21 protein-coding genes and 1 pseudogene are annotated in these 22,814 nt (G+C 55.0%); 7 read left to right on the forward strand and 15 right to left on the reverse strand.

Features of this window, described 5'->3' with window-relative positions:
* Nucleotides 1–98: 98 nt before the first annotated feature.
* The 5 genes from livF to WH279_RS00680 all read right to left on the reverse strand — a co-directional run bounded on the left by livF (nt 99) and on the right by WH279_RS00680 (nt 5,085).
* The gene (livF, locus tag WH279_RS00660; protein WP_062747708.1) at nt 99–812 is read right to left on the reverse strand and encodes a high-affinity branched-chain amino acid ABC transporter ATP-binding protein LivF; all 714 of its coding nucleotides are present in this window, start codon (nt 810–812) and stop codon (nt 99–101) included.
* Between the two features lies 1 nt (nt 813).
* Nucleotides 814–1,581: a high-affinity branched-chain amino acid ABC transporter ATP-binding protein LivG gene (gene livG / locus WH279_RS00665; RefSeq protein ID WP_133846617.1), complete on the reverse strand. Its 768-nt coding sequence runs from the start codon at nt 1,579–1,581 to the stop codon at nt 814–816.
* Nucleotides 1,578–2,852, reverse strand: a complete 1,275-nt coding sequence (locus tag WH279_RS00670) for a high-affinity branched-chain amino acid ABC transporter permease LivM (protein WP_133846616.1) — start codon at nt 2,850–2,852, stop codon at nt 1,578–1,580. The genes livG and WH279_RS00670 overlap by 4 nt, the downstream gene beginning before the upstream one ends.
* Complete coding sequence (gene livH / locus WH279_RS00675) at nt 2,849–3,775, reverse strand: high-affinity branched-chain amino acid ABC transporter permease LivH (protein WP_133846615.1); 927 nt, start codon at nt 3,773–3,775, stop codon at nt 2,849–2,851. Before livH ends, WH279_RS00670 begins: the two co-directional genes overlap by 4 nt.
* A gap of 194 nt (nt 3,776–3,969) precedes the next feature.
* The gene (locus WH279_RS00680) at nt 3,970–5,085 is read right to left on the reverse strand and encodes a branched-chain amino acid ABC transporter substrate-binding protein (RefSeq protein WP_339454661.1); all 1,116 of its coding nucleotides are present in this window, start codon (nt 5,083–5,085) and stop codon (nt 3,970–3,972) included.
* Nucleotides 5,086–5,473: 388 nt separating this feature from the next.
* Here WH279_RS00680 and panM point away from each other — a divergent pair, with 388 nt between their 5' ends.
* On the forward strand, nt 5,474–5,860 hold the full coding sequence (panM, locus tag WH279_RS00685) for an aspartate 1-decarboxylase autocleavage activator PanM (protein ID WP_339454663.1): 387 nt from the start codon (nt 5,474–5,476) through the stop codon (nt 5,858–5,860).
* Nucleotides 5,861–5,934: 74 nt separating this feature from the next.
* Here panM and rpoH read toward each other — a convergent pair whose 3' ends face one another.
* The 4 genes from rpoH to ftsY form a co-directional block, all read right to left on the reverse strand.
* Nucleotides 5,935–6,789, reverse strand: coding sequence for an RNA polymerase sigma factor RpoH (gene rpoH / locus WH279_RS00690; protein WP_339454665.1), 855 nt, complete (start codon nt 6,787–6,789; stop codon nt 5,935–5,937).
* A gap of 295 nt (nt 6,790–7,084) precedes the next feature.
* The gene (ftsX, locus tag WH279_RS00695) at nt 7,085–8,077 is read right to left on the reverse strand and encodes a permease-like cell division protein FtsX (protein WP_133846608.1); all 993 of its coding nucleotides are present in this window, start codon (nt 8,075–8,077) and stop codon (nt 7,085–7,087) included.
* Nucleotides 8,067–8,735: a cell division ATP-binding protein FtsE gene (gene ftsE / locus WH279_RS00700; RefSeq protein WP_133846607.1), complete on the reverse strand. Its 669-nt coding sequence runs from the start codon at nt 8,733–8,735 to the stop codon at nt 8,067–8,069. Before ftsE ends, ftsX begins: the two co-directional genes overlap by 11 nt.
* A 6-nt stretch (nt 8,736–8,741) precedes the next feature.
* A complete protein-coding gene (gene ftsY / locus WH279_RS00705) occupies nt 8,742–10,304 on the reverse strand; it encodes a signal recognition particle-docking protein FtsY (RefSeq protein WP_339454671.1) in 1,563 nt (520 codons plus the stop codon).
* A 174-nt stretch (nt 10,305–10,478) separates the two neighbouring features.
* On the opposite strand from ftsY, the pseudogene rsmD reads away from it, so the two are divergent.
* Nucleotides 10,479–11,084: pseudogene (gene rsmD / locus WH279_RS00710) on the forward strand (16S rRNA (guanine(966)-N(2))-methyltransferase).
* The gene (locus WH279_RS00715; protein WP_133844253.1) at nt 11,074–11,343 is read left to right on the forward strand and encodes a DUF1145 family protein; all 270 of its coding nucleotides are present in this window, start codon (nt 11,074–11,076) and stop codon (nt 11,341–11,343) included. The pseudogene rsmD and the gene WH279_RS00715 overlap by 11 nt, the downstream one beginning before the upstream one ends.
* 64 nt (nt 11,344–11,407) lie before the next feature.
* Here the strand turns inward: WH279_RS00715 and WH279_RS00720 are convergent, their stop codons facing one another.
* Nucleotides 11,408–11,767, reverse strand: coding sequence for a DUF2500 domain-containing protein (locus WH279_RS00720; protein ID WP_200642608.1), 360 nt, complete (start codon nt 11,765–11,767; stop codon nt 11,408–11,410).
* 152 nt (nt 11,768–11,919) lie between these two features.
* Here WH279_RS00720 and WH279_RS00725 point away from each other — a divergent pair, with 152 nt between their 5' ends.
* The gene (locus tag WH279_RS00725; RefSeq protein WP_200642607.1) at nt 11,920–12,546 is read left to right on the forward strand and encodes a lysoplasmalogenase; all 627 of its coding nucleotides are present in this window, start codon (nt 11,920–11,922) and stop codon (nt 12,544–12,546) included.
* 357 nt (nt 12,547–12,903) lie between these two features.
* Nucleotides 12,904–15,171: a zinc/cadmium/mercury/lead-transporting ATPase gene (locus WH279_RS00730; RefSeq protein WP_339454678.1), complete on the forward strand. Its 2,268-nt coding sequence runs from the start codon at nt 12,904–12,906 to the stop codon at nt 15,169–15,171.
* 174 nt (nt 15,172–15,345) lie between these two features.
* Here the strand turns inward: WH279_RS00730 and tusA are convergent, their stop codons facing one another.
* Complete coding sequence (gene tusA / locus WH279_RS00735; protein ID WP_133844261.1) at nt 15,346–15,591, reverse strand: sulfurtransferase TusA; 246 nt, start codon at nt 15,589–15,591, stop codon at nt 15,346–15,348.
* A gap of 206 nt (nt 15,592–15,797) precedes the next feature.
* Between tusA and WH279_RS00740 the strand changes: the two genes are divergently transcribed.
* Together WH279_RS00740 and WH279_RS00745 are read left to right on the forward strand one after the other, a co-directional pair.
* The gene (locus tag WH279_RS00740; protein ID WP_133844263.1) at nt 15,798–16,463 is read left to right on the forward strand and encodes a 7-cyano-7-deazaguanine/7-aminomethyl-7-deazaguanine transporter; all 666 of its coding nucleotides are present in this window, start codon (nt 15,798–15,800) and stop codon (nt 16,461–16,463) included.
* Between the two features lie 158 nt (nt 16,464–16,621).
* A complete protein-coding gene (locus WH279_RS00745) occupies nt 16,622–17,182 on the forward strand; it encodes a DcrB family lipoprotein (protein WP_133844265.1) in 561 nt (186 codons plus the stop codon).
* Between the two features lie 58 nt (nt 17,183–17,240).
* Here WH279_RS00745 and iolE read toward each other — a convergent pair whose 3' ends face one another.
* The 4 genes from iolE to iolD all read right to left on the reverse strand — a co-directional run bounded on the left by iolE (nt 17,241) and on the right by iolD (nt 22,311).
* Complete coding sequence (gene iolE, locus WH279_RS00750; protein ID WP_339454685.1) at nt 17,241–18,137, reverse strand: myo-inosose-2 dehydratase; 897 nt, start codon at nt 18,135–18,137, stop codon at nt 17,241–17,243.
* 44 nt (nt 18,138–18,181) lie between these two features.
* Complete coding sequence (locus WH279_RS00755) at nt 18,182–19,066, reverse strand: sugar phosphate isomerase/epimerase family protein (RefSeq protein ID WP_133844269.1); 885 nt, start codon at nt 19,064–19,066, stop codon at nt 18,182–18,184.
* 91 nt (nt 19,067–19,157) lie between these two features.
* Nucleotides 19,158–20,171, reverse strand: a complete 1,014-nt coding sequence (locus WH279_RS00760; protein ID WP_167864248.1) for a Gfo/Idh/MocA family protein — start codon at nt 20,169–20,171, stop codon at nt 19,158–19,160.
* Between the two features lie 199 nt (nt 20,172–20,370).
* Nucleotides 20,371–22,311, reverse strand: coding sequence for a 3D-(3,5/4)-trihydroxycyclohexane-1,2-dione acylhydrolase (decyclizing) (iolD, locus tag WH279_RS00765; protein WP_339454689.1), 1,941 nt, complete (start codon nt 22,309–22,311; stop codon nt 20,371–20,373).
* Nucleotides 22,312–22,814: the final 503 nt, after the last annotated feature.

The raw sequence follows: 22,814 nt of genomic DNA on the forward strand, positions 1-22,814 counted from the left end.
GTGCATTATTGATATCGGGCGAGGCATGCCGCGCCCCAACGGATAACGTAGGGGTCGGGCATGCCCGACCCGTTTTACTGGCATGCCCGCCCCGGACATTAACCGCCTAAATACGCACTACGTACCGCTTCATTGGCTAACAATGCAGCCCCGGTATCTTCCAGCACCACATGACCGTTTTCGAGCACGTAGCCCCGGTCGGCCAGCTTCAGCGCCTGGTTGGCATTCTGTTCAACGAGGAAAATCGTCATGCCTTCCTGACGCAGCTGTTCGATGGTGTCGAAAATCTGCTGGATAATGATCGGGGCCAGGCCCAGCGATGGCTCATCCAGCAGCAGCAGACGCGGCTGGCTCATCAGCGCACGGCCAATGGCCAGCATCTGCTGCTCACCGCCAGACATGGTGCCGGCACGCTGTACACGGCGCTCATAAAGACGCGGGAACAGCTCATACACCCGTTTGATGCGCTGCTGATACTGCTGACGCTCGGCAAAGAAACCGCCCATTGCCAGGTTCTCATCCACCGTCATACGCGAGAAGACGCGACGTCCTTCCGGCACAATAGCAATCGCCTCACGCATAATACGCGCCGTCTGCCAGTCGGTAATGTCTTTGCCGTCGAAGGTAATTGACCCTTCGGTGGCACGCGGTTCCCCGCACAGCGTTCCGAGAATGGTGGTTTTACCCGCACCGTTGGCACCAATCAGGGTGACAATTTCACCCTGATTGATATGCAGACTGACGTTGTGCAACGCCTGGATTTTGCCGTAATGTGCACTGATATTATTCAGGGAAAGCATGGCCTGACTCATATTATGCTTCTCCCAGATAAGCACGGATCACGTCCGGGTTATTACGGATCTCATCCGGCGTACCGTTAGCCAGCGGCGTTCCCTGGTTGACCACGTAAATACGATCAGAAATACCCATTACCAGTTTCATATCATGTTCAATCAACAGTACCGAAACGTTGTGCTGGTTGCGCAGTTCCGCAATCAGCTCATCCAGTTCGTGAGTTTCTTTCGGGTTCAGGCCGGCAGCCGGTTCATCCAGCATCAGGATTTCCGGACGCGTCACCATGCAGCGGGCGATCTCAAGACGGCGTTGCTGCCCGTAAGCGAGGTTACCCGCCTGGCGGTTAGCCAGCGCCAGCAACCCGACGCGGTCCAGCCAGGTCGCTGCGCGGTCAAGCGCTTCGCTTTCCGCTTTGCGGAAGGCTGGCGTTTTCAACAGACCAGAGAACACGCCGCTTTTCAGGTGCTGATGCTGGGCAACCAGCAGGTTTTCAATCACCGTCATTTCGCGGAACAGGCGCACATGCTGGAAGGTACGGACAATCCCCATGCGTGCGATTTTCTGCCCAGGCAGACCCGCAAGCTGCTTGTCCCCCAGCGTGATAGAGCCACCCGTCGGGCGATAGAACCCCGTCAGGCAGTTAAACACTGTGGTTTTACCGGCGCCATTCGGGCCGATAAGCGAGACGATTTCCTGCGGGCGCAGCTCCAGTTCCACATTATTGACGGCCAGCAAACCACCAAAACGCATCATCAGGCCATTAACGGCTAACAGAGGCTGAGTCATGCCTGGTCTCCTTTTTCTGCCGTTTTCAACTTCAGATGCGGGCGCTTCATCGGCAACAGTCCCTGTGGACGCCAGATCATCATCAATACCATTAAGCCACCGAGCACCAGCATGCTGTACTCGTTAAGATCGCGCATCAGTTCACGTGACACCACCAGCAAGATCGCGGCAAGAATCACGGCAAACTGCGATCCCATGCCGCCCAGTACCACGATCGCCAGCACAAACGCGGACTCGGCAAAGGTGAAGGATTCCGGGCTGACAAAGCCCTGGCGGGCGGCAAACAGGCAACCAGCGAAACCGGCAAAGGCCGCACTGATGGTGAAAGCGGTCAGCTTAATGCGCGTTGGGCTGAGGCCCAGCGAGCGGCAGGCAATCTCATCTTCACGCAGGGCTTCCCACGCGCGCCCCAGCGGCATACGCAGCAGACGGTTGATCACAAACAGCGTGATCACCACCAGCAGCAGCGCCACCATATACAGGAAGATAATACGGTCGCTCGGGTCGTACTTCAGGCCGAAGAAGTTATGGAACGTATCCCAACCGCCGTCACGTGCGCTGCGGTTAAACTCCAGCCCAAAGAGAGAAGGTTTCGGGATCTGACTGATGCCGTTCGGGCCACCGGTAATCTCTGTATTGTTCAGCAGCAGAATGCGCACGATTTCACCGAAACCGAGGGTAACAATCGCCAGATAGTCACCGCGCAGACGCAGTACCGGGAAGCCCAGCAGCAGACCAAACGCCGCAGCGACCAGACCTGCCAGCGGCAGGCTCTCCCAGAAACCCAGGCCATAGTAGTGGTTGAGCAGCGCAAAGGTGTAGGCACCGATGGCATAAAACCCGCCATAACCCAGCACCAGCAACCCCGACAGCCCCACCACCACGTTCAGGCCAAGGCCCAGCATGACGTAAATCAGCGTCAGGGTGGCGATATCCACCGTGCCGCGTGACACCAGGAACGGCCACACGGCGGCGGCAACAATTAAAGCCAGCAGGAACAGTTTTTGCTTCGGGGTTGAACCATCAATCCCCGGCAGGACCAGCGACGGGCCGGAGACTTTTTTCAGGCTGCTCTGCACCAGCGGGCGCAGCAGCTGGAACAAAAACACCACACCACAACCCAGCGCAATCCAGTTCCAGCGCACGTTGCCAGCATTATTGACCACCAGTTTGGTGCCATCAAGATCCAGCCGCATGCCCATAAAGAATGCCGCCAACACCAATAGCATCAGCGATGAGACAAGGGCGTTAAGCAGGTTGAGCTTTTTCATACTTTCTCAACCTCCGGACGACCAAGAATACCGGTAGGCATCACCAGCAGCACCACAATCAGCAGCGCGAACGACACCACATCTTTATATTCCGTGCTGAGGTAGGCGGAGGTCAGGGCTTCTGCAATCCCCAGAATCAGGCCACCGATCATCGCACCAGGAATACTCCCGATGCCTCCCAGTACCGCAGCGGTAAAGGCTTTCATCCCGGCCATAAAGCCGATATAAGGGCTGATCACGCCGTAGAACTGGCCCAGCAGCACACCGGCCACCGCCGCCATTGCCGCACCAATCACGAAGGTGAGTGAGATCACCCGGTCGGTGTTAATGCCCAGCAGGCTGGCCATTTTCAGATCTTCAGCACAGGCACGACAGGCACGGCCCATACGTGAGTAGCGGATAAATATCGTCAGCGCCAGCATGGCGAGGAACGTCACGCTCCAGATCACGATCTGCATAGTGGAAATGGTCGCGGCAAAGCCATTGCTTTCGCCAATCGTCCACTGCCCGGTCACCAGACTTGGCAGCGCGAGATCGCGCGAGCCCTGGGTCAGGCTGACGTAGTTTTGTAAGAAGATAGACATCCCGATGGCGGAGATCAGGGCAATCAGGCGCTTAGACGATCGCACTGGCTTATACGCCACGCGCTCAATACTCCAGCCATAACAGGAGGCGATAACCACGGCGACAACGAAGCCGCTGCCAATCAGCAGCCAGCTGGCATCAATCCCCATCATCATCAATGCGGCGATGACGATGAACGAGACGTAGCTGCCGATCATATACACTTCGCCGTGGGCAAAGTTAATCATACCGATGATGCCGTACACCATGGTGTAACCAATGGCGATCAGCGCATAGGTGCTGCCCAACGTCACACCGTTGAACATTTGCTGCAAGAAATAGAGAAACTGCTCGGACATACCTTAATACCTTACGAATCCACCTGCACAGCGGGTGCAGGTGGATGAAAACGACAAAGGGCCGGGCATGCCCGGCCCCTACGGGGATGCGCTGAGCTACCCCAAGGATCTCCGTTATTCCGGGGATTCACCGGGTTACCCCACGGATCTGCATTATTCCGTAGGGGCCAGGCACGCCTGACCCGCAGCCTGGTTTATTTCACGGCAGTGGAAGAGCCGTCAGCGTGCCACTTGAATACACCAAACTCGAAGCCTTTCAGGTCGCCCTTCTCATCCCAGTTGAGGTCACCCATTACCGTTGGCACTGCTGCGCCTTCTTTCAGGTTTTTCACGATAGCTTCCGGCTCTGCGCTCTTGCTGCGCTCCATACCGGCGGCCAGTGACTGCAAGGCAGCGTAGGTTGTCCAGACGAATGGACCGGTAGAATCTTCTTTTTTCGCTTTCAGCGCATCAACGATAGGTTTGTTGGCAGGCACCTGGTCATAGCGTTTTGGCAGCGTCACCAGCATCCCTTCGGAAGCCGCACCCGCAATGTTAGAGAGGGAAGCGTTACCCACACCTTCCGGGCCCATAAACTGGGTTTTCAAACCGGCCGCACGTGCCTGGCGCAGGATCTGACCCATTTCCGGGTGGTAACCGCCAAAGTAGACGAAGTCGACGTTGTCTTTCTTCAGACGCGCCACCAGCGTAGAGAAATCTTTGTCGCCTGCGGTCACACCTTCAAACAGCACCACGTTGCCGCCCGCTTTTTTCAGGCTGTCCTGTACGGAACGCGCCAGACCTTCACCGTACTGCTGCTTATCGTGAACCACGGCAATTCGCTGCGGTTTGATCTCGCTCAGGATGTATTTTGCTGCGGTCGGGCCCTGGTCAGAATCAAGACCGGTCGTACGCATAATCAGCTTATAGCCACGGCTGGTCAGGTCAGGTGCGGTTGCTGCCGGGGTAATCATCAGCACGCCTTCATCTTCATAGATATCAGAAGCAGGCTGGGTGGAGGAAGAGCACAGGTGGCCGATGACGTAACGGATGCCGTCGTTAATCACTTTGTTAGCGACTGCAACCGCCTGTTTAGGATCGCAGACGTCGTCATACTTCACCGCGACCAGTTTATCGCCGTTAATACCGCCTTTGGCGTTGATATCGGCAATAGCCTGCTGCGCGCCTGTCCACTGCATGTCGCCATACTGGGCCACCGGGCCGGACATCGCACCCACGATGGCGACTTTGATGTCTTTTGCCATTACTGCATGGCTCATTGCCAGAGCAACACAGCCCGCCAGGAACGCACTACCTTTACTCATTTTCATCCGAACTACCCCATCTGTTGTGGTTACTATTTATTATGTGCCGTGTAATCAGCGATAAACGCTTAACTAAGAACGAGTTAGAGTGACTACCGGCATTTTTTATGAATAAGGCTTTAAATTTCAGGTTATTAAACAGGAATATTCTGCTGTAAATCAACTGACATATTCAGTAAATAGCGGGTCCCGCAGGACAATTCACTAACACGAACGGTGGCATTTTAGCCGAATACCCAGGAGTTTATGCTGGCTGATAAATCATCAACAATGATTTACTCGGCATATAGGATAGAGACTCAACACATCGCCTCGTTTTTGTACGCAAAAACTAACACGTTATAGTATGGTCAACTTCGCTACAATATGCCTTTCTCACGTACGGGTTATTCCGATGAAACTGACTATCATCCGTCTGCAACAGTGCTCAGAGCAGGATCGCAGTGATTTAAAAAAAATCTGGCCACAGGCTGATATCGACGCTCTGGAAGCGCAGTTGGATGATCAATTCCGACTCTATGCTGCGCGCTTTAACGATCGGCTGCTGGCGGCGGTCAGAGTGGAAGTGCGCACAGGTCAGGGGAAGCTGTCGCAGTTGGAGGTGCGGGAGGTAACACGCAGGCGCGGTGTCGGGCTGTATCTGCTGGAAGAGGTAGTGGCACAAAACCCAGATGTGGCCTACTGGTCGGTCTGCATCGACGGAACGTCGGCACCTGAAGTGATAGCCGCCTTTATGCAGGCGGGCGGATTTAAGCAGCAGAACGGTGAATGGTTGAAATAAAAAAAGGGCTGACCTCAAAGAAGGTCAGCCCTTATAGCGACCACATGCCGGTCGCTCTGCTGTCATGGTATTGACTATGCTTCAATCGCCAGACGCAGTTTCTTCATCGCGTTCTTTTCGAGCTGACGCACACGCTCTGCGGAAACGCCGTACTGATCGGCCAGCTCCTGCAGGGTGGTTTTGTTGTCATCGTCAAGCCAGCGGGCGCGGATAATGTGCTGGCTGCGTTCGTCCAGCCCCAGCATCGCATCACTCAGCTTATCCGCCGCGTGATCGTCCCAGTTATCTTCCTCGATACCATTGGCAAAGTCGGAAGACTTATCCTGCAGGTAGAGCATCGGCGCCATTGAACGCCCTTCGCCTTCGTCGTCCGGCGTTGGGTCAAAGGTCATGTCCTGCGCAGCCATGCGCGATTCCATTTCCAGCACATCTTTACTGCTGACGCCCAGTTCACGCGCCACCATTTCGACTTCTTCCTGGTTGAACCAGCCCAAACGCTGCTTGGCTTTACGCAGGTTAAAGAACAGCTTACGTTGTGCTTTAGTGGTGGCAACTTTCACAATACGCCAGTTACGCAGAACGTATTCATGAATTTCGGCTTTGATCCAATGCACTGCAAAGGACACCAGGCGCACACCCACTTCCGGGTTAAAACGGCGCACCGCTTTCATCAGGCCGATGTTACCTTCCTGGATCAAGTCTGCCTGCGGCAGGCCATAACCAGAATAGTTACGAGCAACATGAACGACAAAGCGCAGGTGAGACAGGATCAGCGTTTTAGCTGCTTCCAGATCACCCTGGTAATGCAGCTGTTCAGCCAACGCTTTTTCCTCTTCTGCCGTCAGCATAGGCCAGGCATTAGCTGCCCGGATGTATGCATCCAGGTTGCCTAAGGGAGCAATAGCTAAATTTTGCATTTCTTTGGTCATTCAAATCCTCTCTGTGTTAAGCGTGGTGACAGCGCCATTCCCTGACGCGCTGACTACACTACGCGAATTGCCGACAAAAATCGAAAGCAATCTGTGCGAAGCTTTAGGTCTAAAGCTGCCTACTATGATGCTAAAACCCCCCAAAAGTTCAATCAGATTAGTGGAGGTTTTACACATAATATGCGGCGCATGAAAGGATCAGAATCGCAGGGGGAAGTGACAAGTTGATGAACTTCCTCTGCGGTAAACTCTCACGCAGCAGAGGAAGATTATATCAAAAAAACGTGTAAAGGGGTTACTGAGGCGTAAATCGGCGTAAATGTTGTACCGTTGCCAGCCACGCGGCGACCCAGCCAATCATTGCCGCAATCAGCAGCAGCAGCAGGCTTTCATCCCACGCCAGACCGTGCAACCCGAAGGTGGTGCCAAACACGGAAGCCACCTGGGCCACCACCGACTCCAGCCGCAGCACCAGCACTTCAGACAGGACCAGTGACAACAGTGCCCCACAGAAGCCCAACAGTGCGCCGCCGTAAAGGAAAGGCCGCAGAATAAACCCATCGGTGGCACCGATCAGTTTTTGCACATTAATGGTGTCACGCCGGGCAAAAATACTGAGACGTACGCTGTTACCAATCACCAGGAACACCGCCACAATCATCAGGATGCCGATCATTGATGCCACCTGTCCCACCAGCCCGGTCAGCGCCGCCAGGCGGGCAAACCAGCTGTCGTCCATCTTCACTTCATCAATACCCTGCACTTTTGACACGCGGTCACGCAGGCTATCCATGGTGGATGAGTTCTGGAAATTCAGCTTCGGCGTAATGATCGCAACGGCTGGCAGCGGGTTCTGCTCCAGCATGTCCATTGCACCGCCAAAACCAGACCAGTTACGGAATTCGCCCAGCGCCTCTTCACGTGACAGGTAGTTAACTTTGTCGACGCCCTCTTCTTTTTTCAGCTGCGCCACGACATTTTCAGCGGCGTCGTTATCCAGTGTTTTGCTCAGATAAACGGTCAGTTGCGGGGCGGGATACCACTGGTCTGCCGCCTGACTGACGTTTTTCCAAACCATATAGCAGACACTGGGCAGCGTCAGAGAAATGGCGATAACCATGACTGTCAGCAACGTGGCCAGCGGCTGGCGCCACATGTCAGAGAGTGAGCCGTGCATCGCATAACGCCACTGCTCTTGCCATCCGCCTTTCAGCGCTTTGCTTTTGGATGGCACCTTCTGCTTTACCGCTTTGGCTGCTGCCGGGCGGGGATTGCGCTTATTCGCCACGATGACCTCCGTGCAAACGTCCCTGGTTGAGCGTCATCAAACGATACTGACGGCTACCAATCAGTCCCATATCATGCGTCGCCATCAGAACGGTGACACCCACACGGTTGAACTCTTCAAACAAGCGCAGAATATCTTCTGACAGTGCCTCATCAAGGTTACCGGTCGGTTCATCCGCCAGCAGAACGGCGGGCTTGTTGACGACCGCACGGGCGATACCCACACGCTGTTGTTCACCGCCAGACAGCTGAATCGGGAAGCTTTTTGCTTTATCGAGCAGGCCGACTTTATCCAGTGCGGCTGAAACGCGACGGCGAATATCTTCACCGCTGGCCCCGCTGATAATCAGCGGGATCGCCACGTTGTCATACACCGAGCGATCCATCAGCAGATGGTGATCCTGGAAGATCATACCGATCTGACGGCGCAGAAACGGGACTTCACGACTTTTCAGACGGCTGATGTCGTGCCCGCCAAACCAGATATGCCCGGCGCTCGGGCGCTCAATGCCACAGATCAGCTTCAGCAAGGTACTTTTCCCCGCCCCGGAATGTCCGGTCAGAAACGCCATTTCGCCGGGACGCAGATGAAAATCTACCCCCTGCAGCGCTTGCCGACCGCCGAGATAAGCCTTACTGACTTCTTCAAAGCGAATCATCCTAATTTAATCCTCTCGGGCAAAAAGTGCCTCTATAAAATCGTCAGCCTTAAACGATCGTAAATCTTCAATCCCTTCACCAACGCCAATGTAGCGAATCGGAATGTTGAACTGATCTGCCACCGAGAAGATCACCCCGCCTTTCGCTGTACCGTCAAGCTTGGTCAGGGTGATTCCGGTCAGGCCGACGGCCTCGTGGAACAGTTTAGTCTGGCTGATGGCATTCTGGCCGGTGCTGGCATCGATTGTCAGCATCACCTCATGCGGAGCCTGCTCGTCGAGCTTCTTCATCACGCGGGTGATTTTTTTCAGCTCTTCCATCAGGTGCGATTTATTCTGTAAACGCCCGGCCGTATCGGCGATCAACACGTCAACGTGGCGCGCCTTCGCGGCCTGGATAGCATCGAAGATCACTGAGGCAGAGTCCGCGCCGGTATGCTGCGCCACCACGGGAATGTTGTTGCGTTCGCCCCACACCTGCAACTGCTCAACGGCAGCGGCACGGAAAGTATCACCTGCGGCCAGCATCACGGATTTACCTTCTGCCTGGAACTGACGCGCCAGCTTGCCGATCGTGGTGGTTTTACCCACACCATTGACCCCGACCATCAGGATAACAAACGGCGTTTTTCCCGTGACATCCAGCGGCGCTTCAACCTTAGCAAGAATCTCAGCCATTTCGCTTTTCAGCAGGCCGTACAACGCTTCGGCATCGCGTAACTGCTTACGGCTCGCCTGCGCCGTCAGGCTGGCAATAATGCGACGCGTGGTATCTACGCCAACGTCCGCAATCAACAACTGCTCTTCCAGCTCTTCAAATAAATCGTCATCAATTTTTTTGCCACGGAACAGGCCGATGAAACCAGAACCCAGGTTTTCACGGGTTTTGACCAGGCTTCGCTTAAGACGGGCAAAGAAACCTTCTTTGGTCGGGCGAACCTGCTCCACGACCTGCTGTGGCTCTTCTTCCACAACCTCAGCGGCCAGCGCAGCTGCTTCGGCTTCAGCACGGGCTGCCGCTTCGGCTTCAGCACGGGCTGCCGCTTCGGCTTCAGCACGGGCTGCCGCTTCGGCTTCGGCGCGGGCTGCCGCTTCGGCTTCGGCACGTGCAGTCGCTTCGGCTTCGGCGCGGGCTTCGGCTTCAGCACGGGCAGTCGCTTCGGCTTCGGCGCGGGCTGCCGCTTCGGCTTCGGCGCGGGCTGCCGCTTCGGCACGGGCAGCCGCTTCGGCTTCGGCACGGGCAGCCGCTTCGGCTTCGGCACGGGCAGCCGCTTCGGCTTCGGCACGGGCAGCCGCTTCGGCTTCGGCGCGGGCAGTCGCTTCGGCTTCCGCGCGGGCAGTCGCTTCGGCTTCGGCACGGGCAGCCGCTTCGGCTTCGGCACGGGCAACCGCTTCGGCTTCGGCGTTGTGAGCGTTTTCAGGGGCAGAGTCAGCGGCAGGGGGCACTTCCGCTGGCGTATCGGCAGAGGGCTGCGGTGATAACGTTTCTTTTACTTCTTCCTGTGGCGTCTGTTCTTCGCGCCCCAGACCAAGCCAGGAAAAAAAGCCACGTTTTTTATTCTTTGCCATGGTGCAACCACACTCCTCGCGGGAAAACCGTTCCGGTTCCGGTACGAAAATTAATCTGTTAATTAATCTCTTAGTCTAACACTTTCTGCCAAGCGCATCACAGCACCCTTTTTACGTTTCCTCCGCCCGGTTAGCCCGTTAAACTATGCAACAAATTATTAAGAGTTCAGCAAGATGAATAAGAAACCCCGCAACGGCGCAGCAGGACAAATACGTATTATTGGTGGGCAGTGGCGCGGACGTAAGCTGCCGGTTCCCGACAGCGCGGGCCTGCGCCCGACCACTGACCGGGTACGCGAAACCCTGTTCAACTGGCTGGCCGCTGATATTCAGCAGGCAAAATGCCTCGACTGCTATGCGGGGAGCGGTGCACTCGGTCTGGAAGCACTGTCACGCCATGCTGCCAGCGCCACATTGCTGGAGCTGGAGCGCCCGGTGGCACAGCAGCTGTAAAAAAACCTCGCGACCCTTGGAGCGAAGAGCGGACGCGTGGTCAATACCAACACCCTGCAATTTCTGGCGCAAAAAGGGGATGAACATCAGCTGGTCTTTATCGATCCACCGTTCCGTAAGGGACTGCTGGAGCAAACTGCCCAGTTACTGGAGAGCAACGGCTGGCTGAGTGATGGCGCGCTGGTGTATGTTGAAAGTGAAGTGGAGCACGGCATCCCGCCCGTCCCGGTAAACTGGCAGCTTCACCGCGAGAAAATTGCCGGACAGGTGGCCTACCGCCTGTATATTCGTCACTGTGTTGACAAGGAGATTTCCAATGCTGATTAATGCAGGCCGCGTGCTGATGCTGTTCGTTTGGGCCTTTTTACTGCTTAACGTGGTACACCCGTTCCCGAAACCGCTGACGTACTTTGTTAACGTGGCGCTGTTTTTCATGGTGATTATGCATGGTCTGCAACTGGTGCTGATGCGTACCACTCAACCGAAAGGCGCAGAAAAACTAAGCGGCCTGATGCAGATTAAAGTGTTTTTCTTCGGGGTATTTGAACTGCTGGCCTGGCAAAAGAAGAATTTTCCTAAGCAGTAACCCGCCGCGTTCCCTCATCAGGTTCGGGGTCTGTGTGCCGGAAAGATCATTTTCCGGCATCGCATCAGGGTGCTGCCTCGGGCACAAAACTGACAAAGCGTGAACCTTTGACCTTCAGCTCACCTTTACTGCCCTTATCCATCTGATGATAGTCCCCGGCAGTTAACTCCAGCTTAAAATCGCCCGCCCCATTTAACGGATGGAACCAGGCCTCATAACGCATATCCTCTACCGGAATATGTTCGCGTTGACGTGAACGACGGTTCGGTGCCGGGTATTCCCGCTTGGATTTCACTTCCACCACCAGAGCCCGTACCGGCGAAGCATCATTAACCGCCACTTCACGACGCTGCTTAATAAATTGACGCGTCGCTAAGATGGCGATCACGGCCAGTACGATAAAAAAGATCAGAGGGGGCTTCATGTTTTCTTCATCCTCCTGAAGGTAAAAAGGTGAGTGTGTGCATCGCGTGCGCAACAGGATACAACCGGAGACCTCTCATTGTCACATCCCCCCCCCTTCACCTAGACTGAGTGAAGTTGCATCACTTTCATCTATAACGACAGGGACAATTTATGATTTGGTCATTCCTTGCGGTTCTTTTTTCCGGCTGGCTGTATGTTGATGCCTCCTATCGCGGCCCACAGTGGCAACGCTGGGTGTTTAAACCCGTCACCATGTTACTGCTGCTGGCCTGGGCGTGGCAGGCTCCGGTGCTGGCAACCACTGATTACCTGATTCTGCTGGGCGTACTGGCAACACTGGTGGGTGATGCGCTCACGTTACTGCCCACCAAACGTATGCTGTATGCCATCGGTGCTTTCTTCCTGTCGCACCTGCTTTATACCCTCTACTTCGCCAGCCAGATGACGCTCAGTGTGTTCTGGCCCATTCCGTTAGTGCTGTTGATCATTGGTGGCGTGGTGATCGCCACGATCTGGAGCCGTCTGGAAGAACTGCGCTGGCCTATCTGCACCTTTTTCGGTATGGCACTGCTGATGGTCTGGCTGGCAACGGAACGTTATTTTGTTCTGCCGTCCGAAGATGCCTTTACCCTGATGGCCGGAGCAATATTGCTGCTGCTGGGTAACATCGTCTGGTTAGTCAGCCATTATCGCCGCCGCTTTAGCGCTGACAGTGCGATTATCGCCGCCTGCTATTTCGGCGGTCACTTTATGATTGTGCGCGCGCTATGGTTGTAATTTGTACCATACCCTAAATAATTCGAGTTTCAGGACTAACAGGCTTTAGCCTTTTTGAACAGCGCAACGCGCTGCCCCCCTGGGGTGAGGCCAGGCCGAGTAACGCGGCAAGCCCGTGACAAATCGGTCAGGAACCGATTTGAACAGCACTTGTGCTGGCCCGCAGGGTGAGCCTCACGGATGAGGCTCATAGTCTCCAGCAGCATAGATAACTATGTGACTGGAGTGAGCGGGTGCAGCCAACGCACCTGAGGCCCGAAGTATGACGGGTATAGTGCTTGACTCTGGAGTCCACTCCAGAGTGTAAGATAGGCTTCGACGGGCATTGGTGCCCGCCGATACCTGTCAGGAGGCGTTATGCACCAGCACTCTTCATGTGGTTGTGGTCACCAGCACACCAGCAAACAGCACGGATGCAGCACCCGCCCGCGTCCCGTTATTCAAAAAATCACCGCTGTCAGCGCAGCAGGCGTTGATGCACCCTGTTGTGAAGATACAGCCTGCAGCTCGGGGAACGACCCCGATGATGAGGGTGACAGGCCAGCTGGCGCATTAAGCTTCAGCTGGCAGGTGACAGGGATGGACTGCCCGGCCTGCGCACGCAAGGTAGAAACCGCGGTAAAACAACTCCCTCAGATAACCATGGCGCGCGTGATATTTACCAGCGAAAAACTGCGGGTCGATGCCGACAGCGATATTCGCGATGACGTTGAACGGGCAGTGGCTCGCGCCGGTTTTCAACTGCAACGCAGTGATGCACCCATCGCGCCCAAAATCGAACAAAATTTCTGGCAGGAGAACATTAGCCTGATTCTGCTGGCTGTACTGATGGCGATAAGTGCACTGCTGAGTAGCCTGAATCATCCGGTGGGCACACTGGCCTTTACCCTGACCACACTGGTTGGCGTGTGGCCGATTGGCCGCAGCGCCCTGCGTCTGATGCGCAGCGGGTCGCCATTCAGCATTGAAACCCTGATGACCGTTGCGGCTCTCGGCGCACTGTTTATCGGGGCTACCGCAGAAGCGGCGATGGTACTGCTGTTGTTTATGCTGGGAGAGCGGCTGGAGTCCTTTGCCGCCGGACGTGCACGCAAAGGTGTGACTGCGCTGATGGCACTCAAGCCGGATACCGCGCTACGCCTGCGTTCAGGGCTGCGTGAAAACGTGGCGGTGAACACGTTACGCCCCGGAGATGTGATTGAAGTGGCCGCCGGCGCGCGGCTGCCCACCGATGCGAAACTGCTCAGTGCTTTTGCCAGCTTTGATGGAAGTGCCCTCACCGGGGAGTCCGTACCGGTTGAACGCCAGAAAAATGAGACTATCGCCGCTGGTTGCCTGAGCGTGGATCGTCTGGTGCAACTGGAAGTGGTGTCCGAACCCGGTAAAAGTGCCATTGACCGCATTCTGCATCTGATTGAAGAAGCCGAAGAACGACGCGCGCCAATTGAACGTTTCCTCGACCGCTTCAGCCGTATCTATACTCCGGCCATTATTGCACTGTCGCTGGCGGTGGTACTGGTACCACCGCTGCTCATGGGCGCTGCATGGCAGCCGTGGATCTATAAAGGATTAACACTGCTGCTGATCGGATGCCCGTGCGCGCTGGTGATTTCCACCCCGGCGGCGATCACTTCCGGGCTGGCCGCTGCAGCACGCCGTGGTGCATTGATTAAAGGCGGCGCGGCGCTGGAAAACCTAGGCAGCGTGCGAACCATCGCCTTTGATAAAACCGGCACACTGACTGAAGGCAAACCGCAGGTCACCGCTATTCTGCCGCTGGCCGCACTGGATGAGCATCAGTTACTGGCAACGGCTGCCGCCATCGAACAGGGCTCATCCCACCCGCTGGCGCTGGCGATTGTGGCGGCGGCAACAGACCGACAGCTGACCATCCCTGAAGCCGAAGCGCAACGCGCCCTGGCGGGCAGCGGTGTGGAAGCAATTGTGAGTGGTCGCTTACTTTCCATATGCGCACCATCAAAACTGCCTGAAGGGTTGCTGGCACCGCAGCGTGAGAACGTGGAAACCCTGGAAAACGCGGGCAATACCGTAGTGCTGATGCATGATGGCCAGCAGTTGCTGGGGATCATTGCGCTGCGCGATACGCTGCGTGCCGATTCCAAAGCTGCACTGGACGAGCTGAAGTCACTGGGCATCCAGGCCGTGATGCTGACGGGCGATAATCCACGCGCGGCCGCGGCCATCGCCACTGAGTTGAATATTGATTACCGCGCAGGCCTGTTGCCGGAAGATAAAGTCGCGGCAATCAGCCAGCTTAATCAGCAGCAGCCGGTGGCAATGGTCGGTGACGGCATTAACGATGCTCCGGCGATGAAGGCCGCTACCATCGGCATTGCGATGGGCAGCGGCAGCGATGTCGCACTGGAAACCGCCGATGCCGCGCTGACCCATAACCGGCTCAATGGCCTGGCCGCGATGATCCGCCTGTCGCGCGCCACCCATAATAATATCCGCCAGAATGTGGCGTTGGCGCTGGGGCTGAAAGGGCTGTTCCTGGTGACGACGTTACTGGGGATAACCGGACTATGGCTGGCGGTACTTGCCGATTCAGGGGCGACAGCGTTAGTGACCGCTAACGCACTGCGGTTGTTACGCAAGAAATAATGCAGGTAAACGTTGGGCGAGGCATGCCTCGCCCCTACGGGCTAGCGCAACCAGAGACCAGGCATACGTCGCCACGGCAGGATAGTGCAACGTACAAGGTTGTGGGTCGGGCATGCATCGCCACACCGGGATAGCGCCGGATATCGTAGGGGTCGGGCATGCCCGACCCGCACCTTACAATCCTTTCTTCAGTAAAAACTGATACGGCAGAACATCGGTGTTCTGAGCCACCAGCGTATGCTCCATAAAACGGCAGAAACCAGGGATATCGCGCGTGGTGGCCGGGTCATCAGCGATAATCAACAGGGTTTCACCGTCCTGCATATGGCGCACGGTCTTGCGCACCATCATCACCGGTTCCGGGCAGCGCAGGCCCAGCGCATCTAGGGTCTGATCGGGATTGGCGAAAAGGTCGCTCATGATATTCTCAGTCATTATGTTACGGACGGCGTCTATTTTAGCGCCAGTCGGTGCGTGTGCAAGGATTGCCTGCAACGATAACGTTTGCGTTAAAATTAACCATTGCATTAGCAGGTCAAAGCGGTAATATGCCGCGAATTCGCCTGAGCGAAACACAGACAAATTTTCATGGGTTCCCTCACCCCAATCTAAAAAGGCTGACAACAATGATCGCTTTTTCTACGCGCCAGCGCACCCACGCGCTGGTCTGGCTGTCCCTTTTCCATTTGCTGGTGATCACCTCCAGTAACTATCTGGTGCAGCTGCCGGTGGCAATTTTTGGTTTGCACACCACCTGGGGCGCGTTCAGCTTCCCATTTATCTTCCTGGCGACTGACCTGACGGTACGGATTTTCGGTGCCCCACTGGCACGACGCATTATCCTCGCCGTGATGATCCCGGCGCTGTTTATCTCCTATACCATCTCCGCACTGTTTTATCAGGGAGAATGGCAGGGCTTCGCGGCGCTGGAAGAGATGAATCTGTTTGTTGCCCGCATCGCCTGCGCCAGCTTTATGGCCTATGCGCTCGGCCAGATCCTCGATATCCACGTGTTCAACCGCCTGCGCCAGAAAGCCGCCTGGTGGATGGCACCGGCGGCGGCGATGTTCCTCGGCAATATCAGCGATACCCTCGCTTTCTTCTTTATTGCCTTCTATAAAAGTCCTGACCTGTTTATGGCCACCCACTGGGTGGAGATCGCCCTGGTGGATTACAGCTTCAAGGTGCTCATCTGCATGGTGTTCTTCCTGCCGGCTTACGGCGTGCTGCTGAATGCCGCGCTGAAACGATTAGCAGAGAAATCCAATAGCACCCGCGTCAACTTCGGTTAATCTGAGGTTTGAACTCAGGCCGTTATATACCCCAAGTCATTCGAGCCACAGCCAACACCGCTGCAGCGTGAAGTACGACGGGTATAAGTTGCTTTTGAAGGCTGAATACGATTGTATAAGCACCTGATCTCTACGCGACCAATGTGAAAGGAACCCTGATGCGTAACTTACTGAAATATGCCGGAATCGCGCTGCTGGTAGCTGGACTGGCTGCCTGTGATGGCAAGAAAGATGAGAAAGCTGCCGCCGATGACAATGGCGTCAGCAGCAGTCAGTCCAATCAGAATGTCACTCTGATGGATGGCAAACTGAGTTTCACCCTGCCGGCAGGCATGTCTGACAAGAGCGGTAAGCTCGGCACTCAGGCAAACAATATGCACGTCTATGCGGATGAGTCAGGGCAGAAAGCGATCATCGTGATTGATGGTGAGAGCACGAACGAAGGGCTGGATGTGCTGGCAGGTCGTCTTGAAGCGCAGCAGCGTAACCGTGATGCACAGCTTCAGGTCGTGACCAACAAAGCGATTACCGTGAAAGGCCAGCCGTTACAGCAGCTGGACACCGTGATCTCTGCCAATAACCAGTCTTCATGGTCTTCTGTAGTTCTGGGTAAAGTCGATGGCAAGTTGCTGACACTGCAGATCACGCTGCCTGCGGAAAACCAGCAGCAGGCACAAACCGAAGCCGAAAGCATTATCAGCACCATTCAGCTGAAATAATCTGATGGCGTAAAAAAAGCCCCCCACACCTCTGGTGCGGGGGGCTTTTTATTGGCTCTTACAGCCCCGCGTGTTCGCGAATATACTTACGCGCTTTTACCGCATACTCAAATGGGTTAGCCAGAGCAGGATCCTGCTCCGCTTCCACCACCATCCAGCCTTTGTAGCCGAAATCGTCGAGAATTTTAAACACCGGATCGAAATCAATCACGCCATCACCCGGAACGGTGAAGGTGCCTTTCTTCACGCCATCAAGGAATGACAACTTCTGGCTTTTCACCTGCGCCACAACCTCATCACGCACGTCTTTTAAGTGCACGTGATTAATGCGCGGCAGGTATTTCGTCAGGATGGCCAGCATGGCTTCCTGGGATCCTTCAGAGTAGTAAGCGTGGCCGGTATCGAACAGCAGATAAACATCATCGTTAGTCTCGGTCATAAAGCGATCCACCTCGGCAGTGGTCTGAATACCGGTGCCCATATGATGATGCAGACCCACGGTCATGCCCTTCTCAGCCGCCAGTTTCGCCAGCTCGTTATAGCCGTCCACCGTCAGACGCCACTGCTCATCGGTAAAGTGAGGTTTCTCTTCCAGCACGGCTTTAGTGGTGCCCTGGATGCTCAGGCTCTGCTCTGAACAGCCAATCACTTTTGCCCCCATCGCATGCAGGAAATCACGATGGTTGATGAATTCATCAATGGTTTTCGCTTTATCGCCATTAGCAAAGAAGGTGCTGAACCAGGCATTGACGATCTCAATACCACGGATATCCAGCATCGGCTTCAGCACAGCCGGATCGCGCGGGTACTTACTGCCCACTTCACTGCCGGTAAAACCTGCCAGCGCCATTTCACTGACGATCTGCTGGAAGGTATTCTCACTACCCAACTCAGGCATGTCATCGTTGGTCCAGCCGATCGGTGCAATAGCCAGTTTGACGTTATCTTTATTCATGGTGTTACCTCAAAGGTTCACCGGGCGGCCACTGCCGCCCCGCTTTATTTTCTCAGCAGCTCACGCTCGATCAGTTCGCGCGTTTCCACTGCCTGACGATTCATTTTTTCCGGGTAACCGAACAGTGAAGAGGCAATAATTGACTCACCACCGACTTTGAACGTGCGGTTAGCAAAGTCCATATCACGCAGCGTCTGGAACAGCGTCTGGAAATCGACTTCCCCTTCGCCCACACCCACGTGCTGGTGAATCGTGGCATCAACGCCAGGCGGGTTCACAATATAGCGGCAGTGTTTAGTGTGGTTCATGGTGTCCGCGATCAGCACGTGCGACAGGTCGACACCGGAATATTCCAGCATGCTTTTCACATCCCCTTTCCCTTTGTCGTAGAAGAAGGTGTGCGGCACGCTGTACAGATACTTGACGTTCTCACTGCGGAACGATTTCACCATGTCGGCGGTTTCATTGCTCTCTTCGCAGAAATCCCACGGATGGGACTGGATTTCGATGCGGATGCCTTCACGTTCGACGATAGGCAGCAGCTCTTCCATCGAGCGATAGAACATCTCTTCACAGATTTCAGGTTCGTTCGGGTTACCAGAAAGCTCGGTATTAATCACCTGCACACCGGTTTCAACCGCGATCTCAATCATGCGTTTCCAGTTTCTGACGGCGGCCTGACGGCGCGCTTCGTCCGGACCGGACCAGCGGTACACAACGATATAAGAGGAGATTTCCAGCCCGGTCTCACGCAGCGCGTTTTTGTACTCGGTGATGATTTCACGACTGGCTTTGGGATGTTTGTAGAACGGGTTGATCTGCGGATGCGGGGACTGCTCAATATATTTGTAGCCCCAGTCAGCCACCTGGTGAACCATTTTTGTGATGCCTAAATCTCGAATGACATCAACATCAAAGGCAATTTTCATCAGACTCTCCGTGATAAATCAGTACGCTGTTTTACGGTGATCCCCCGCCATGTCGACGGGGGTTAAGCGCGTCCGGCCTATAACCTGGCGATCAGTTATTGTAGAAAGCCGGGCGCTGCGGCAGTTCCACCGGCTCAATCGCACCGCTTTCCTGCGCTTTCAGGCAGGCATCGGCAGCGACAGAAGCAGCATAGCCGTCCCAGGCGGATGGCCCGGTCAGCTTGCCTGCGGTGGCGTCGTTAATAAATGCCTGTAATTCAACATCGTAGGCATCAATGAAACGGTCTTTCCAGTCGGTCAGGATAGACGTAGACAGTTTGGCGTCTTTACGCATTTGTACGGCGGACGGCTCTGGCAGTTTGGCGATACCTTCTTCACCCACCACTTCACACTGAATGTCATAACCGTAAGCACAGTTCACGAAGATCTCCACGTCGATGCGAATGCCCTTACGGGTTTCAAACAACACCACCTGAGGATCACGCAGTTTAGCGTGGGTTTTCGACGTGGAACGTGGGAACACCACCTGTACCGATTTGTAATCATCTTCGGTCAGCCAGCGCAGCACATCCAGCTCGTGGATCAGCGTGTTGGTGATCGCCATATCGGTGGTATAGCTTTCCGGCACGGTGGGGTTACGGTGCGCGCAGTGCAGCATCAGCGGCTCACCGATTTCGCCTTTGGTGATCACCTCTTTCAGCGCACGATAGCCGCTATCGTAGGGGCGCATAAAGCCAACCTGCACCAGACGTTTACCAAATTTGATTTCGGCATCAACGATGCGACGGCAACCTTCCGCGCTCATCGCCAGTGGCTTTTCGCAGAATACCGGCTTACCGGCTTCAATCGCCGCCAGGGTGAACTCTTCGTGAGTCGGGTCCCAGGAGGTCACCAGTAGCGCATCAACGTTCGGTGATTTCACCACGTCATGGCCGTTGGCAAACACTTCCGCTTCAATACCAATGCGTGCCAGGGCCGCTTTGGCACCCTCTACGTTGATATCCGAAACCGCCACCACCTGCGCGCCCTGCAGTACTTTACTGCAACGACGGATATGTTCCTGGCCGATAGCGCCCGTTCCGATTACACCTAATTTTAATGTCATGACAGATCCTTACATGTAGGGGGATAAGAGCGGGCGAAATAAAAATGCCCGTTAAATAAACAACAAATGTTTATACCCAAAATAATTCTCGCTGCAGGAAGGCGGCAAGCCTGCGAATCCCCAGGAGCATAGATAACTATGTGACTGGGGTGAACAGGCGCAGCCAACGCACCTGCAGCGTGAAGAATGAAGGGTATAATTAATATTCACGCGCCTGGTCGATATGTTCGTTCAGCATCTGGGCCACGGCGTCTACGCGCTCTGATGTGGACACCTGGGCACCACCTACGCGCCACCAGCTGAAGTATTTGTGGATCATGGTTTTTGGCAGAACTTTAATATCAATCAGCGTTGATACCGTCTGTTTCTGCGCATCAATCAGCGCCGCCTGCAACTGCTCCAGGGTGGTGACGCGATAGGTTTTACAGCCGTAGCCACCGGCGATAGCGGCGAAGTCGACCGGCACAAAGCCGCCGTTCAGTTTGCCGCCGTCGGCATTACGGAAACGGAACTCGGTAGTGAAGCTATCCATACCGTGTTCCATCTGCAGGTTGTTAATACAACCGTTAGTCATGTTATCCAGCAGGATCACGTTGATCTTCGCGCCTTCCTGGATCGAGGTCACCAATTCGGAGTGCAGCATCATAAAGGAGCCATCACCGACCAGAGTGAAGACCTCACGATGCGGCTCGGCCAGCTTAACGCCCAGTGAAGCGCTGACCTCGTAGCCCATGCAGGAATAGCCATACTCGACGTGATAGCTGTTGTAATCTTTGGTACGCCACATCCGTTGCAGGTCGCCCGGCAGGCTGCCCGCTGCCGCGACAATCACTGAATCCTTTGGGAGGCGCTCATTGAGCGTACCCAGTACGCTGCTCTGCGTCAGGAAGGAGTCAGTCAGGCGGTTAAACTCAGCCCACACCGCTTCGCGATCCATATGATCATCAATTTCCGGCACATAGTCGGTGCCGCTGTAGACCGAAGAATAAACACGCTGAGTCTCTTTCAGCAGTTTGCTCTGCGCCTGTGACACTTTTTCGCCCCAGCCATTGCTGAAGCCGGTTGCTGCCAGACGGCCGTCGAGGGCGGTCAGGGCTTCCTGTGCATCGGCCACCACCTGAACAGCATCCAGTTTATAGGCATCAAAGTTGCTGACGTTAATGTTGACGTAGCTGACGTCCGGATTCTGGAAAATCCATTTCGAGGCGGTGGTGAAGTCGGTGTAACGCGTACCGATACCAATCACCAGGTCAGCTTCTTTTGCCAGCAGGTTCGCCGCCAGGCAGCCTGTTTCGCCCACACCGCCAACGTTCAGCGGATGGTCAGACACGATGGTGCCTTTGCCCGCCTGAGTTTCAGCGAAGGGAATGTTGTAGCGTTCAGCAAAGGCGCGCAGTGCATCACCCGCGCCCGAGTATTTCACCCCGCCGCCACAGATGATCATCGGTTTTTTCTTACCGGCAATCAGTGCGATTGCATCAGCCAGCTGGCCTTCGGTGGGCAGGCGACGCTCCAGACGGTGGACGCGTTTCTGGAAGAAGTAGTCAGGGAAGTCATAGGCTTCACCTTGCACATCCTGCGGTAGTGAAATCGTAACCGCGCCCGTGTCGGCCGGATCGGTCAACACACGCATGGCATTAATGCAGGCGGTCATCAGCTGCTCCGGGCGGCTGACGCGGTCCCAGTATTTGCTGACGGCGCGGAAAGCATCATTGGTGCTGATGCTCAGATCGTGACTTTGCTCAATCTGTTGCAGAACCGGGTCCGGCTGGCGGGTGGCAAACACATCACCAGGCAGCAGCAGCAAAGGAATACGGTTGGCGGTCGCGGTCGCGGCGGCTGTCACCATGTTCGCGGCACCCGGACCGACGGATGAGGTACAGGCGATAATTTCGCGGCGCAGTTTCTGTTTGGCAAAACCGATGGCCGCATGCGCCATGCCCTGCTCATTACGACCCTGGTAGACCACCAGATCGCCGCTATCCTGTTCCAGCGCCTGGCCTAAGCCCAGTACGTTACCGTGGCCGAAGATAGCGAAAATACCTTTAACAAATTTGGTTTCAACGCCGTCTACCGACAGATACTGGTTGTCCAGGAATCTGACCAGAGCCTGTGCTGTGGTTAATCTGATCTTGCCCATTTGCTCTTCCTTTCAGTATCGGTGGCCACATCATAAGGTCCACCGAGGTTCGCATTTGTGGTCGCCTTGGGATCAAAACGGCGACAGCTATAAGTGAAACGTGAGCCGATTATAAACAAATATTTTTTTCACTAAACACAATTACAGAAGAAACATTTCATTTTGCGAGTGAGATCAAATTCTACGGTGCAACGGGGGGAAAAGGGGTGATTTACATCGGGTAAATGAAACGATAACAATACCTTTACTCCCAAAAGAGAAAAATCGTTTCACTTCAATATGTTCCCTGATGCGCGTTAAGAAAGTTGAGAGGCCGCTCACATCTCTGTAATGCCGTGAAACGCCACTGCCCCATCGGGTAGCGAAATCCACGATGCAAGAGTTTTAACCACCTCACACTTTTGGGGCAATAATTTCATTTCATATTGAATTTGGAATTTTTATTCCTCATACTTCGCTACATGTTAGATCCGGATGTGATCGGGCTGATGGCTCCGATCTGC

It is taken from the genome of Erwinia sp. MYb375 (genome assembly GCF_037479175.1).
In the GTDB taxonomy this organism is placed as follows: domain Bacteria; phylum Pseudomonadota; class Gammaproteobacteria; order Enterobacterales; family Enterobacteriaceae; genus Erwinia; species Erwinia rhapontici.